Genomic DNA, 13919 nt, shown 5'->3' on the forward strand with positions numbered 1-13919 from the left:
TAATACATCATATTGATTCATCAATTCTAGTTGTCAGCAAAGGCCGACGTTTGATACATATCAAAAAAAATGCCCCTCATTAATCAATTATTACTCTTTTCATTATTTTTTATCGTTAATTCATTATTCGCGCAAATAATCATATTAATTTCCATAACATAAGGGGATAAAACAACTGAAGCAATTTTACATAACGAAGAATTGACCATTCCCTCACAGTATGCCTTAATGTGAGTATCGCCCATGTCGGGTACACTACAAGGAACCTTTTGTGAGCCAGGTTACCAGCCTACGCAAACGACACCGATTTAACAGTCGCATGATCCGGATCGTACTGCTTATCAGCTTCCTCTTCTTCTTCGGACGCTTCGTCTACTCCGCCATTGGTGCGTGGCATCACCACCAGGACAAAAAAGAATCTCAGCAGCTAACCCTGCCGCAACAGACCTCCCCAGCACAAACAGCCCCACGTTAATCGCTCGCAGACCGCGTTGATGTCCTGACCCTCAAGATTCCTTACCGGATGGCTAATCGTCTGACAGTTAACCATCCGGTAAGGGATTTGTGTTCCCTCCCGTCACTACTTTTATAATGCCGCATACTACCCCAGCAAATCATTTTTTGATTTCCGTACAATTGCGCAATATTTTCGCTCCTCGTCACCACACTATTCGCACTGAGTTACTATGTTTCTGTGTATTGGAGATAATAAACGTAAATACAGTTCAAATAGTCACTCACCGATAGCATTAGTTAATATAAATAACGCACACATTAATATTTAAAATGTAATTACATATATATAAGATTTTGGCTTTTTATATTCAACAAGGTAATACGATGCAGGGTTTTACATTATTCCCGAAAATTCGAAGCGGTATTGAATGACTCACTGGGCACAGCGATGCTATCCAACATCACCGCTGGTGTATTGTTGGTTTCCTTGCGACCTTTCCGCGCCGAAGAAATCGTGCAGATTGGCACTGTCACCGGGACAGTTGAAAAAGTGCATCTTTTCTCAACCACCCTACTCACCGCTGATAGTAAAAAGGTGGTGATCCCTAACGGCAAAATCATCGCTGACAATATTGTTAACTGCTCTCGCCCCCCGTTTCGCCGCACCGACCAGGTCGATTGTCGATTAAAATACGCTGACCGGGGGTATTTCCTCTGCTGGGCCGCATTAGCGTTGATTAATAGCTTAAAAACCCACTCTTAAATAAAATTTAAAAATTAAATGCTAAAAAGGAGACCGTAAATATCATCATCGTTACATGTTTCCAGGTCTCACATTACAGGCTACAAAAAACAACCTCCCCCCCTCCCCAACATATCTGTACAATACTCTCTATCGTTTTCTATGCGTTATTCATGATGAAGGAATCCATAAAAATGGAACAACCGGTCAAATGTGACCCACATATCCTGTCGTTACTGAAAAAAACCTCCCTCAATCACATTGACTATCTGGTCGACGTTCTGACAGACAACGGCAAGGGCCGGGTAGCATTATCATCGTCCGTTAAGGACTTACTACTCGAAGAGAAGGCAGAACGGGATTACAGCGAGCATGGACTGCGGCATCTGCTACATGAATTGCAGGAATATGGCGGACACTCGCTCGTTAATATTTTCCGCAGTGAGCCGTTGCCTTATTCTGAGTTATTAACCGATGTTCATAAAAAGCTCAATGGCAAAGACAGCAAGAAAAAAAATAACGCCACAAAAGAGCGGGAAATCGTCCTAAGTTTGTTTGGTGATGACTGGCAGTCATTAGCCGATCATGAACGTTGGGAGCGCTGCACAGAAACGAAAGTTGTCTCCGGTTTTTTCAAGATGCAGGATAATCTGCGCATCAACGATAAAGGGGTTGTTATCGGCCTGTCAACTGCGGCAAGCGTAGCGGCATTTGCCGCACTCCGCTTACATCCCGTCACTGCTATCGTCAGTACGATTGGCCTTGCTAACCAAACGCTTGGGGAGGCATACCGGGTAACAATTCCTTTCATTGCCCATATCGCGATGCTCAACATGCTTTACTCGCCCAAAGTAGCGCAGTAAAAATACCGTAACTAACCCAGCAGAATTCACCCTATGTCAACTTTAGCGAACAACAATCAGATAGCTGAGCAAGAAGCGGCCTTCGAGGTGGACATCGTCGACGCGCAAAATAATGCCCTGGTGAAAATACGCAGCCAGCCTGGATACTGGCAAGATATTGCGCAACAGGACTCGCAGACGGAACTTGATCCCAGCAGCATTTCACTCTTTAACCACTGGCTCAGTAGCGTACCCACCGTCGCCACTGCCGTTGCAGGTAACGCGACACAATTAATGACCTGTTCTTTCGAATACAGCCAACTGATACAGGCGAAAGATGGCAGCGGAGCAATCGGCGCGGTACTTAATCCAGACACCAACAAAATTGGCGCGCAAGCCCGATTTAACGAAGCTGAAAATCTGAAGTCGCTGGTCAATGCCAGCCTGGTTTTTAATATCGCGTCACAACTTCTGGCCCAAAAACATCTTGCCGATATTAATGAGAGACTGCGGGTCATCGAACAAAAGATCGATTCGATTAAAAGCCATCTTGAACAATCGCGCCTCGCGAAGATCCAGGCTTTCCATGAACATCTCAATATTATCGGTTTATTACTGAGCCGTAATGAAATTATCACCAAAGAGTCACTACTCAACCTGGCCAAAAGCGCGCAGGAAGTACGCTCGCAGGTTAAGCATCTTGAAAAGGATATCACTCAGGCATATCGAGAAATTGAACAATTTGAACCAACCAGTTGGTTTGGATCTGACGATCTCCGGGAAGCGCTCAAACGGAAAATAAGCAATGTGGAGCGGTTGCAGCGTGAGTATCTGACGGGTATGCAATGTTTGTTGGTGGCTAATCTCATCCTGTTCATCAAGCATGACGGCAACCAAGAATTTGTCCTGACAAGCGAAGTATATTTAAAAGAACTGAATGCCAGCAACGGCATATTTCAGCAATGGGAAAAAATAAAACGTAAAGTCGCCCATCATCTCAGCAAGATGAAGCCGTTATTTGAACGAGCAAGCAGCACCCAGGCAAATGCCTTACAGGTAGAACGCAAGCTAAATCAAACGGATAATCTGCTTAATACTGATAACGTTTTACTCACACAACTCGGCGAACGCATCCAGGCAGCCCAATCACCGCAGGTATTGTTAGAGATTGTGGATAATAAGGTGCTGAGAGGTCGCTTTTTGCGTTAGCGCACCGACGCTAACTAACCGTCCAGAATTGGCTATACAATACGAGATGTCGCGGCTGGAAGCAGCGGCATCTCGCCAACCAAGCGGGTGAAGGCGTGCTGGCTGTGATTTCCACAAATTATTGATATTTGGCAATCTCATTCTAATGACGATCAACTTGAAATATACGCTGTAAATTCCGCAAAGAATATATCCAGTTTTAGTAATAAGCAGGACATAGAGTCCCCGAAGTAATCAATATGGATATTCATTATTATTAAATGATTTTCTTTATGACTCGACCTGGTTCGACGATTACGTCAAATTTACCGTCAGGAACTGTGCGCCGCATAGAAAACTCATGAATGTACACAAATAAAAACCCCCTGTAAAAACAGAGGGTTGATTGCATTTTTACCTGTTCATGAAAACTCAGGAAAGGTTATCGGCTTATTCCCACTCAATCGTGGCTGGCGGCTTACCGCTAATGTCATACACCACGCGAGAAATGCCGTTCACTTCGTTGATGATGCGGTTAGAGACGCGGCCTAAGAAGTCATACGGCAGGTGCGCCCAGTGTGCGGTCATAAAGTCGATAGTTTCGACCGCGCGCAGAGAGACAACCCAGTCATATTTACGGCCATCGCCCATCACGCCAACGGAACGTACCGGCAGGAACACGGTAAACGCCTGGCTGACTTTGTTGTACAGGTCAGCTTTGTGCAGCTCTTCAATGAAGATAGCGTCCGCACGACGCAGCAGGTCGCAGTACTCTTTCTTCACTTCACCCAGCACACGAACGCCGAGACCTGGGCCCGGGAACGGGTGACGGTAGAGCATGTCGTACGGCAGGCCCAATTCCAGACCGATTTTGCGCACTTCGTCTTTGAACAGCTCACGCAGCGGCTCAACCAGCCCCATCTTCATCTCTTTCGGCAGGCCGCCCACGTTGTGGTGAGATTTGATGACGTGTGCTTTACCGGTCGCGGAAGCGGCAGATTCGATTACGTCAGGATAGATAGTCCCCTGCGCCAGCCACTTCACATCTTCCAGCTTCAGCGCTTCTTCGTCGAATACTTCAACGAACACACGGCCGATGATCTTACGTTTAGCTTCCGGATCGTTCTCGCCTTTCAGCGCTTCCAGGAAGCGCGATTCGCCTTCCACGTGAACAATGTTCAGACCAAAGTGGTCGCCGAACATGTCCATCACCTGCTGGGCTTCGTTAAGACGCAGCAGACCGTTGTCTACGAACACGCAGGTCAGGTTTTTACCGATTGCGCGGTGCAGCAGCATCGCGGTGACGGAAGAATCCACGCCGCCGGAAAGACCGAGGATCACTTTGTCGTCGCCAACCTGCTCGCGAATACGGACAACGGCATCGTCGATGATTTTCGCCGGAGTCCACAGCGCTTCACACTGGCAGATATCGCGTACGAAACGCTCCAGCATGCGCATACCCTGACGGGTGTGGGTTACTTCCGGGTGGAACTGCACGCCGTAGAAGCGTTTTTCTTCGTGCGCCATAATGGCGAACGGGCAGGTCTCGGTGCTGGCAACGGTGACGAAACCTTCCGGGATCGCGGTTACTTTGTCGCCGTGACTCATCCATACGTCGAGCAGCGGTTTGCCGTCGGCGGTCAGAGAATCTTCGATACCGCGAATCAGCGCGCTGTCGGTCTGTACCTCAACCTGGGCGTAGCCGAATTCACGCTCGTTAGAACCTTCAACGTGGCCGCCCAACTGCATTGCCATGGTCTGCATACCGTAGCAGACGCCGAAGACCGGCACACCGGCGTTGAAGACATACTCAGGCGCACGCGGGCTGTTTGCTTCGGTGGTGCTTTCCGGGCCACCGGAGAGGATGATGCCGCTCGGGTTGAACTCACGGATTTGTGCTTCAGTAACATCCCATGCCCACAGTTCACAGTAGACGCCCAGTTCACGTACGCGACGTGCAACCAGTTGGGTGTACTGCGATCCGAAATCGAGGATGAGAATGCGATGTTTATGAATATTGTCTGTCATTTGACGATAATTCCGAGGCAAGTGAAACAATAACAAAACGCCCGGTTTAAAACCGGGCGCGGAAACTTATCAGGAGCCCAAGCGGTAGTTCGGGGACTCTTTGGTAATGGTCACGTCGTGAACGTGGCTTTCCTGGATACCCGCACCGCTGATACGCACGAATTCAGCCTTCGTACGCAGCAGGTCGATGGTACCACAACCGGTCAGACCCATACAGGAACGCAAGCCACCCATCTGCTGGTGAATGATCTCTTTCAGGCGGCCTTTATACGCTACGCGGCCTTCGATACCTTCCGGCACCAGTTTGTCAGCGGCGTTGTCGCTCTGGAAGTAACGGTCGGAGGAACCTTTGGACATCGCGCCCAGGGAGCCCATACCGCGGTAGGATTTGTAAGAACGGCCCTGATACAGTTCGATTTCGCCCGGAGACTCTTCGGTACCCGCCAGCATAGAGCCAACCATGACGGCAGCGGCGCCAGCGGCAATCGCTTTAGCGATGTCGCCGGAGAAACGGATACCGCCGTCGGCGATAACTGGAATACCGGTACCTTCCAGCGCTTCAACCGCGTCAGAAACGGCAGTGATCTGCGGAACGCCCACGCCAGTGACGATACGGGTAGTACAGATGGAGCCAGGGCCGATACCGACTTTCACCGCGCTGCAACCAGCTTCGGCGAGTGCGCGAGCGCCAGCGCCAGTGGCGACGTTACCGCCGATGATTTGCAGGTCAGGATATTTAGCACGGGTTTCACGGATACGTTGCAGCACGCCTTCAGAGTGACCGTGAGAGGAATCGATCAACAGTACGTCAACGCCGGCAGCAACCAGCGCGTCAACACGTTCTTCGTTACCTGCACCTGCGCCTACAGCCGCGCCGACACGCAGACGACCATGCTCGTCTTTACATGAGTTCGGTTTACGTTCTGCTTTCTGGAAATCTTTAACGGTGATCATGCCGAGCAGGTGGAAGCTGTCATCAACAACCAGCGCTTTCTCAACGCGCTTCTCGTGCATTTTGGCCAGCACGACATCACGCGCTTCACCTTCACGAACGGTCACCAGGCGCTCTTTCGGCGTCATGTATACGCTAACCGGCTGGTTCAGGTCAGTCACAAAGCGCACGTCACGACCGGTGATGATGCCAACCAGTTCGTTGTCTTCAGTCACTACCGGGTAACCCGCAAAACCGTTACGTTCAGTCAGTTCTTTCACTTCACGCAGGGTGGTGGTTGGCAGCACTGTCTGCGGGTCGGTTACCACGCCAGATTCGTGTTTTTTCACGCGGCGGACTTCTTCAGCCTGGCGCTCGATAGACATGTTCTTGTGGATAAAACCGATGCCGCCTTCCTGTGCCAGGGCAATAGCCAGGCGCGCTTCCGTCACGGTATCCATTGCTGCGGAGAGCATAGGAATGTTCAGGCGAATCGTTTTGGTCAGCTGAGTGCTAAGGTCAGCCGTGTTCGGCAGAACGGTAGAATGAGCGGGAACGAGGAGGACGTCGTCAAACGTCAGGGCTTCTTTTGCGATACGTAGCATGGGCAATATCTCACCTGGGAGGTTATTAAATATTGCCGCGGCATTATACAGAGCGTAACCGATTGCATCCACACTTTTTTGCAAAAAAACCTTGCGCTCCTCTGTGAGCATGTTACTTTCGACTGAATAACCTGCTGATTTAGAATTTGATCCCGCTCACATGTTATCCTCTCAGACCGCCTCAATTTTTACCGTAAGCCGCCTGAATCAGACGGTTCGTCTGCTGCTTGAGCAGGAGATGGGACAAGTGTGGATCAGCGGCGAAATATCGAATTTCACCCAGCCCTCTTCCGGCCACTGGTACTTCACCTTAAAAGACGATAACGCCCAGGTGCGCTGCGCGATGTTCCGCAACAGCAACCGCCGGGTGACGTTCCGTCCGCAGCACGGTCAGCAGGTACTGGTACGCGCCAACATCACGCTGTACGAACCGCGCGGCGATTACCAGATAATTGTTGAGAGCATGCAGCCCGCGGGCGAAGGGCTATTACAGCAGAAGTATGAACAGCTGAAAGCCAAACTGCAGGCGGAAGGGTTGTTCGATCAGCAATATAAGCAACCGCTGCCCTCCCCGGCCCACTGTGTCGGAGTGATTACCTCGAAAACCGGCGCGGCGCTGCACGATATTCTCCACGTTCTTAAACGCCGCGATCCGTCGCTGCCGGTAGTTATCTACCCTACCGCGGTACAGGGCGACGACGCGCCGGGGCAAATCGTTCGCGCCATTGAACTGGCAAACGCGCGCGGCGAGTGCGACGTGTTAATCGTCGGGCGCGGCGGCGGCTCGCTGGAAGATTTATGGAGTTTTAACGACGAACGCGTGGCGCGCGCAATATTTGCCAGCCGCATTCCAGTGGTTAGCGCCGTCGGCCACGAAACCGACGTCACGATCGCCGATTTTGTCGGCGACCTGCGCGCGCCGACGCCGTCGGCGGCGGCGGAAATCGTCAGCCGTAACCAGCAAGAGCTGCTGCGTCAGGTGCAATCTGCCCAGCAGCGTCTGGGCATGGCGATGGATTACTACCTCGCCAACCGCACCCGTCGTTTCACGCAGCTTTTCCACCGCCTCCAGCAGCAGCACCCGCAGTTGCGTCTGGCGCGCCAGCAAACTTCTCTGGAACGGCTGCGTCAGCGCATGAGCAGCGCGCTGGAAAACCAAATAAAGCAGGCGAATCAGCGCCAGCAACGTATGCTGCAGCGACTGAATCAACAAAATCCACAGCCCCGCATTTATCGCGCACAAGCCCGTATTCAGCAGTTGGAATATCGTCTGATGGAGAATGTACGCACACGTATAAGCGAACAGCGAGAGCGTTTCGGCAACGCGGTTACTCATCTCGAAGCGGTCAGTCCGCTGGCGACGCTGGCGCGCGGCTACAGCGTTTCTACCACCACGGGCGGCGGCGTACTGAAACAGATCAAACAGGTCAGCGCAGGCGATGTCATCACCACCCGACTAGCAGATGGCTGGGTGGAAAGCGAAGTGAGGGGCGTAACGGCGGCGAAAAAAACGCGGAAGAAAAAGCCGGTTTAAACCGGCACATACTCCACGCGTTTTTTCGAAATCAGCCCATGGCCATGCTGACAGAAATAATCCACCGCGCCACAAGCCTTGAGTACTTCGAGTGGTTGATGGCACTCTGGGCAACGTGCTTCCAGTTGAAAATCTTTTTGGCAACTCTCACAGCGCGCCGCACCGTTTTGTGGCTCCAGTTCAGCGTGGCAATCCGGACAAATGATAGACATTGCAACTCCAGTACAGGGATCGATTCTTGCGTTGAGTTTAACACGCTGCGCTAAATGTCGCCCAGGTCCAACAAAACGTCATACCTCATCAATTGAATGACCGGGGCATAGTTTCTGCCCCGGCATAATCGAGGTGTTATCAGGCGCTGGTTGCCGGTTTAGTTTGCGTATTTTCCAGCATGCGACGAATGGGAACAATAAGGACAATCAGGATCGCGGCGCAGATCAGCAGCGCAATCGAGCAGCGAGCGAAGAGATCCGGCAGCATATCCAGTTGGTCAGCCTTCACATGACCGCCAATCAGACCTGCGGCCAGGTTACCCAGCGCACTGGCACAAAACCACAGGCCCATCATTTGCCCACGCATTCTTTCCGGTGCCAGCAGCGTCATGGTCGCCAGACCGATCGGGCTCAGACACAACTCGCCAAGCGTCAGCATCAGGATACTGCCTACCAGCCAGAATGGAGAAACGCCCGCCCCGCCGTTGCTGAGAACGTTTTGCGCCGCCAGCATCATCAGGCCAAAGCCTGCCGCCGCACACAAAATACCGATAACGAACTTAGTGATGCTGCTCGGGCGAATGTTCATACTCGCCAGCTTCGGCCACGCCCAACTAAATACCGGCGCCAGCAGGATGATAAACAGGGCGTTTATCGACTGGAACCAGACCGCCGGAATTTCAAAATCACCGATCATACGGTTAGTGTAGTCGTTGGCGAACAGGTTGAACGAGGTGGGTTTTTGCTCAAACGCCGACCAGAAGAATGCGGCGGAAACCAGCAGGATAAAGCAAACCAGCAGTCTGGCGCGCTCTTTGCGATTCAGGCCGGCAAAGATGAACAGGTAGATAAAGTAGAGCGCAACAGAGGCGGCAATCACGTACACCAGTATGCTGGCAACCGCGACCGGATTAATCACAATCACGCCCTGCGCAATCAGCGTAACGATAATCGCCACACCGACAGCCAGCGCGAGTAGCCATGCGCCCACACCGTTACGCTTCACTACCGGGCTGTTCCAGGTCGAGTCCAGTCCCACTTCGCTGTCGTAGCGTTTCATCGACGGAACGGCAAACACACGGAAGATGATTAACGCCACCAGCATCCCGATACCACCGATACCAAAGCCCCAATGCCAGCCATGGGTTTTAATCAACCAACCGGAGATCAAGGGGGCGATGAATGACCCCATATTGATGCCCATGTAAAACAGCGAGAAACCGCCATCACGACGCGCATCGCCTTTTTTATACAATGTGCCAACCATGACCGAAATACAGGTCTTAAACAGACCGGAACCGAGCACGATAAACATCAGGCCGATAAAGAACAGGTTATTACCCATAATGGCCGAAAGCGCAATCGACAGATGACCAAGCGCAATCAGGATGGAACCGTACCATACGGCTTTCTGTTGGCCGAGCCAGTTATCCGCCAGCCAACCACCAGGCAGCGCGGCGAGATACATCGTACCGGCAAAAATACCCACAATCGCCGAGGCGTTTTCACGCGCCAGCCCCATGCCGCCGTCATAGACGGTAGCCGCCATAAACAGGATCAGTAATGGGCGAATGCCATAAAACGAGAAACGCTCCCACATCTCTGTGAAGAACAGCGAGCCGAGCGGATAAGGATGGCCGAAGAAAGTTCGGCTTTCTTTTTGATTAACAGAGGATTGCATAATTCTCCCGAAAGTTATGTCGTCGTGCGTGTATACACCGCATGTACGCCAGCCAGTTACGTATCTGACCGATTTTTTACATGCGGCGAAAAGTTATTTAACCATTTGATAACCTAAGACTAGTTTTGTCTAGTACCAACCCCCGGACTTTAAGATGAAAACTCGACAAATGTCTACTTTCTTAGATTTAAACTTGGTAAAAAACGAATAGTGATTGACATCGCACGGTCAGAAGCTGGCGATGGAATACCGAAAAAAAACCCGCGACAAGCGCGGGTTTTTATCAACATCAGCAACGATTATTTGCTTTTTTTAATGTGCTTAATCAAACGTTTACGTTTACGCATCTGGGTCGGCGTCAGTGTATTACGTTTATTCGCAAACGGGTTTTCCCCTTCTTTGAACTGAATGCGGATCGGAGTCCCCATCACGTCCAGAGTTTTGCGGAAGTAGTTCATCAGATAGCGCTTATATGAATCCGGCAGATCTTTCACCTGATTGCCATGAATCACCACGATCGGCGGGTTATAACCACCGGCATGGGCATATTTCAGCTTCACGCGACGACCACGTACCAGCGGCGGCTGATGATCTTCTACCGCCATGGTCATGATACGCGTCAGCATCGCGGTACTAACGCGACGGGTGGCGCTGTCGTACGCTTCGCGGACCGATTCAAACAGATTACCGACACCGCTACCGTGCAGCGCAGAGATAAAGTGTACGCGCGCAAAATCAATAAAGCCCAGACGGAAGTCCAGCGTTTCCTTGACCTGCTCTTTCACTTCCTGCGTCAGGCCGTCCCATTTGTTGACGACAATAACAAGTGAGCGCCCACTATTGAGGATAAAGCCCAGCAGCGACAGGTCCTGATCGGAAATACCTTCCCGCGCATCAATCACCAGCATGACCACGTTGGCATCTTCAATCGCCTGCAGCGTTTTGATGACTGAGAATTTTTCTACCGCTTCGGTAATTTTCCCGCGCTTACGCACGCCAGCGGTGTCGATCAGCACATATTCACGGTCGTCGCGTTGCATCGGAATATAAATGCTGTCACGCGTGGTCCCTGGCATGTCGTAAACCACCACGCGGTCTTCGCCGAGAATACGGTTAGTCAGTGTGGACTTACCTACGTTCGGACGCCCGACAATCGCCAGCTTGATCGGCAGATCCTGCGGGTTGAAGTCGTCTTCAGGCTCTTCTTCACCGTTTTCTTTGGCTTCCAGTTGCGCCCAATATTCCGCATCTTCATCGACTTCTTCCTGCGGCGCAACGTCATCCATCCACGGCAGCAGAACATGCTCCAGCAGGCTGAGAACGCCGCGACCATGGGAGGCAGCAATCGGATAAATTTCACCCAGACCCAGCGAGTAGAAATCAACAACCGCCTGATCGGGATCCAGTCCGTCCGTTTTGTTGGCCACCAGGAACGTCGGTTTCTGGCGTGAACGCAGATGTTTAGCAATGGCTTCATCCGCTGGCATCAGGCCAGCACGCGCATCCACCATAAACAGTACAACGTCCGCTTCTTCGATAGCCAACAGAGACTGTTCAGCCATGCGGGTTTCAACACCGTCTTCCGTACCATCAATACCGCCGGTATCAATACAGATAAACTCGCGGCCTTCAATTTCCGCACGACCGTACTTACGGTCACGAGTCAGACCCGGGAAATCCGCAACCAGCGCATCTCGGGTGCGAGTTAGACGGTTAAATAACGTGGATTTGCCAACGTTAGGGCGCCCGACAAGCGCGACCACAGGTACCATGTTTAAAGCCTCATTTAAAAAATCATCAGACAACGCGCACATTTTTGTGCCGTTGTTAAAAACAGTAAAACGGCCCCTGCACCAGGAGCCGTTTTTCAAAGCGAGCGGCCAGGACGATTAACGCGTAATGGAGTACAGCGTACCGTCTTTCGCCTGGATCAGCAGTTTACCATCCGCAGAGACTGGCTCGGTCAGGAAACCGGAGCTGTCGACTTTCTGCTGGGCAACAAAGCGACCATCTTCAACGTTAATCCAGTGCAGGTAGCCTTCGCTATCGCCCACAACCAAATTGCCGTTATACAATGCCGGAGACGTCAGCAGACGGTGCAACAGATCGCTTTGCGTCCACAGCGTCACGCCGCCGTCGGTGGTCAGCGCCAGTATGCGGTCGTTCTGATCGACCAGATAGATACGGTTTCCGTCGACGATGAAATCATTCACCGAGCCCAGTTCACGTTTCCACATAATCTGGCCACTGCGCAGATCCAGCGCGGTCAGGTTACCATTATAAGCCAGCGCGTAAACAACGCCATTGACGATAACCGGGGTGGTATCAACGTCACTCAGACGATCGATTTCCGTTGGGCCTGTCGCCTGAGAAATACGTTGCTGCCAAATCATCTGGCCCTGTTGCATCAGCACGGCGCTTACGCGACCGTTATCACCACCAACAATTGCTGCGCCAAAGGCCGTCGCAGGGGCAGATTCGCCACGCAGAGACAGGGATGGCATGTCGAGGTTAACGGTCCACTTGATGGCGCCGTCAGCTTCGTTCAACGCCTGCAATTGACCGTTGCTGGTGTGGATTAATACCATGCCATCGCTCACAACCGGCCGGGACAGCGCTTCACCGGCAACTTTCGTTTGCCATGCGGTGGTACCGTCGCTGGTATTCAACGCATACACCTGCGCTTTTTCACTGCCAATGTAAACATGACCACCGGACACGGTTACGCCGCCAGAAAGCTGTGCAGATGCACGGGAGAACCAACCGTCTTTCTCACCCAGATTAACAGACCACACTTCTTTACCGTCGTCTGCGTTCAACGCTTTCACGACACCTGCGCGATCGGCTGCATAGACAACGTTATCCGCCAGCGCAGGATGAAGATTGGAATAGAAATCACCAATACCGTTGCCCACGGAAGTGCTCCAGTCCGTAGACGGAGTAAACTGGTTTTCAACCACCGGTAATGGGGACATCTTAACGACATCTTCTTCGCCACTAAACAGTGAACAGCCGCTCAATAGGGTAACGGAAAGCAGCCCTGGCAGAAGTAATTTACGCAATTGCATCGGGTCCCTCTCAGATGGACAAATTATTGATTTTCATCTGCATCATTTCGCTCAGAGCAGGAGAGGCATCGCTTTTCACACCCGCTTCCCATGCGCTACGCGCACCTTGTTTGTCGCCCTTGCTCAGCAACGCTTCACCGCGCAGATCGGCAACAATGGCCGTCCACCCTTCACCTTTAATAGTATCGAGTGTTTTCAGCGCGGTATCAGCCTGTTTAAGCTGAACCTGAACACGAGCCAGACGCAGGTTAATCACCGCTTTGAGATTCTCATCGCTGGTTGCAGCCAGGCCTTGTTGCAGCTGGCTTGCGGCTTTCTCAAGTTCATTTTGGTCAACAAACTGCTGCGCAAGTTCCAGTGAAGCTAACGCGCCGTAGGTATTTTTATTCTCTGCTGCAAATTTCTCTGCCGCAGGAATGCTATCCGCTTTACCCGCGCTAACCGCGGTCACCGTATTTTGGTATGCCAGAGAAGCAGAGCGTGCGGACTCCGTCTGATGGCTGGTCCAATAACGCCAGCCAACCAGTGCGCCAACCCCTAAAATTATCCCAACCGCCAGCGCTTTGCCGTTTTCGGCAAAGAAGCGTTTTACCGCATCAACCTGGTCGTGTTCGTTCTCGTAAATTTCCACG

At 51.7% G+C, this 13919-nt stretch carries 11 protein-coding genes and 1 pseudogene; 5 read left to right on the plus strand and 7 right to left on the minus strand.

The features are described 5' to 3' along the window. Window positions 1–271 precede the first annotated feature (271 nt). The 4 genes and pseudogenes from FOB24_RS18535 (at window position 272) to FOB24_RS18550 (ending at window position 3249) form a co-directional block, all read left to right on the plus strand. Window positions 272–475 carry a YfgG family protein gene (locus tag FOB24_RS18535; protein ID WP_071888163.1) on the plus strand — a complete coding sequence of 68 codons (204 nt, stop codon included), beginning with the start codon at window positions 272–274 and terminating at the stop codon, window positions 473–475. 432 nt (window positions 476–907) lie between these two features. After that, window positions 908–1156 (plus strand): annotated as a pseudogene (locus tag FOB24_RS18540) (mechanosensitive ion channel domain-containing protein); the annotation flags it as partial. A gap of 236 nt (window positions 1157–1392) precedes the next feature. Next, window positions 1393–2061: a hypothetical protein gene (locus FOB24_RS18545; RefSeq protein ID WP_085049260.1), complete on the plus strand. Its 669-nt coding sequence runs from the start codon at window positions 1393–1395 to the stop codon at window positions 2059–2061. Window positions 2062–2094: 33 nt separating this feature from the next. Then, window positions 2095–3249, plus strand: a complete 1155-nt coding sequence (locus FOB24_RS18550) for a hypothetical protein (protein WP_150345298.1) — start codon at window positions 2095–2097, stop codon at window positions 3247–3249. A gap of 429 nt (window positions 3250–3678) precedes the next feature. Here the strand turns inward: FOB24_RS18550 and guaA are convergent, their stop codons facing one another. Both guaA and guaB read right to left on the minus strand, forming a co-directional pair. Beyond that, window positions 3679–5256: a glutamine-hydrolyzing GMP synthase gene (gene guaA, locus FOB24_RS18555; RefSeq protein WP_038642595.1), complete on the minus strand. Its 1578-nt coding sequence runs from the start codon at window positions 5254–5256 to the stop codon at window positions 3679–3681. A 69-nt stretch (window positions 5257–5325) separates the two neighbouring features. Further along, on the minus strand, window positions 5326–6792 hold the full coding sequence (gene guaB / locus FOB24_RS18560) for an IMP dehydrogenase (RefSeq protein WP_038642597.1): 1467 nt from the start codon (window positions 6790–6792) through the stop codon (window positions 5326–5328). Between the two features lie 160 nt (window positions 6793–6952). Here guaB and xseA point away from each other — a divergent pair, with 160 nt between their 5' ends. Next, window positions 6953–8326, plus strand: coding sequence for an exodeoxyribonuclease VII large subunit (xseA, locus tag FOB24_RS18565; RefSeq protein WP_085049327.1), 1374 nt, complete (start codon window positions 6953–6955; stop codon window positions 8324–8326). Here xseA and FOB24_RS18570 read toward each other — a convergent pair. From FOB24_RS18570 to FOB24_RS18590, 5 genes are all read right to left on the minus strand, one after another. Continuing rightward, window positions 8323–8538: a zinc ribbon domain-containing protein gene (locus tag FOB24_RS18570; protein ID WP_074458516.1), complete on the minus strand. Its 216-nt coding sequence runs from the start codon at window positions 8536–8538 to the stop codon at window positions 8323–8325. The genes xseA and FOB24_RS18570 overlap by 4 nt on opposite strands. 139 nt (window positions 8539–8677) lie before the next feature. Continuing rightward, window positions 8678–10219 carry a peptide MFS transporter gene (locus FOB24_RS18575; protein WP_038642603.1) on the minus strand — a complete coding sequence of 514 codons (1542 nt, stop codon included), beginning with the start codon at window positions 10217–10219 and terminating at the stop codon, window positions 8678–8680. A 299-nt stretch (window positions 10220–10518) separates the two neighbouring features. Then, the gene (der, locus tag FOB24_RS18580) at window positions 10519–11991 is read right to left on the minus strand and encodes a ribosome biogenesis GTPase Der (protein WP_150345299.1); all 1473 of its coding nucleotides are present in this window, start codon (window positions 11989–11991) and stop codon (window positions 10519–10521) included. 117 nt (window positions 11992–12108) lie between these two features. Further along, window positions 12109–13287: an outer membrane protein assembly factor BamB gene (gene bamB / locus FOB24_RS18585; RefSeq protein WP_069324460.1), complete on the minus strand. Its 1179-nt coding sequence runs from the start codon at window positions 13285–13287 to the stop codon at window positions 12109–12111. Window positions 13288–13297: 10 nt separating this feature from the next. Beyond that, window positions 13298–13918, minus strand: coding sequence for a YfgM family protein (locus FOB24_RS18590; RefSeq protein WP_038642608.1), 621 nt, complete (start codon window positions 13916–13918; stop codon window positions 13298–13300). Between the last annotated feature and the right edge of the window lies 1 nt (window position 13919).

Origin of the sequence: Citrobacter werkmanii (assembly GCF_008693645.1) — a bacterium.
GTDB lineage: Bacteria > Pseudomonadota > Gammaproteobacteria > Enterobacterales > Enterobacteriaceae > Citrobacter > Citrobacter werkmanii.

Excerpts from the sequence above, each read along its gene's own strand:
- FOB24_RS18550 (WP_150345298.1), top strand. The coding sequence starts at position 2,095 with ATGTCAACTTTAGCGAACAACAATCAGATAGCTGAGCAAGAAGCGGCC.
- guaB (WP_038642597.1), bottom strand. The coding sequence starts at position 6,792 with ATGCTACGTATCGCAAAAGAAGCCCTGACGTTTGACGACGTCCTCCTC.
- guaA (WP_038642595.1), bottom strand. The coding sequence starts at position 5,256 with ATGACAGACAATATTCATAAACATCGCATTCTCATCCTCGATTTCGGA.
- FOB24_RS18545 (WP_085049260.1), top strand. The coding sequence starts at position 1,393 with ATGGAACAACCGGTCAAATGTGACCCACATATCCTGTCGTTACTGAAA.
- bamB (WP_069324460.1), bottom strand. The coding sequence starts at position 13,287 with ATGCAATTGCGTAAATTACTTCTGCCAGGGCTGCTTTCCGTTACCCTA.
- der (WP_150345299.1), bottom strand. The coding sequence starts at position 11,991 with ATGGTACCTGTGGTCGCGCTTGTCGGGCGCCCTAACGTTGGCAAATCC.
- FOB24_RS18570 (WP_074458516.1), bottom strand. The coding sequence starts at position 8,538 with ATGTCTATCATTTGTCCGGATTGCCACGCTGAACTGGAGCCACAAAAC.
- FOB24_RS18575 (WP_038642603.1), bottom strand. The coding sequence starts at position 10,219 with ATGCAATCCTCTGTTAATCAAAAAGAAAGCCGAACTTTCTTCGGCCAT.
- xseA (WP_085049327.1), top strand. The coding sequence starts at position 6,953 with ATGTTATCCTCTCAGACCGCCTCAATTTTTACCGTAAGCCGCCTGAAT.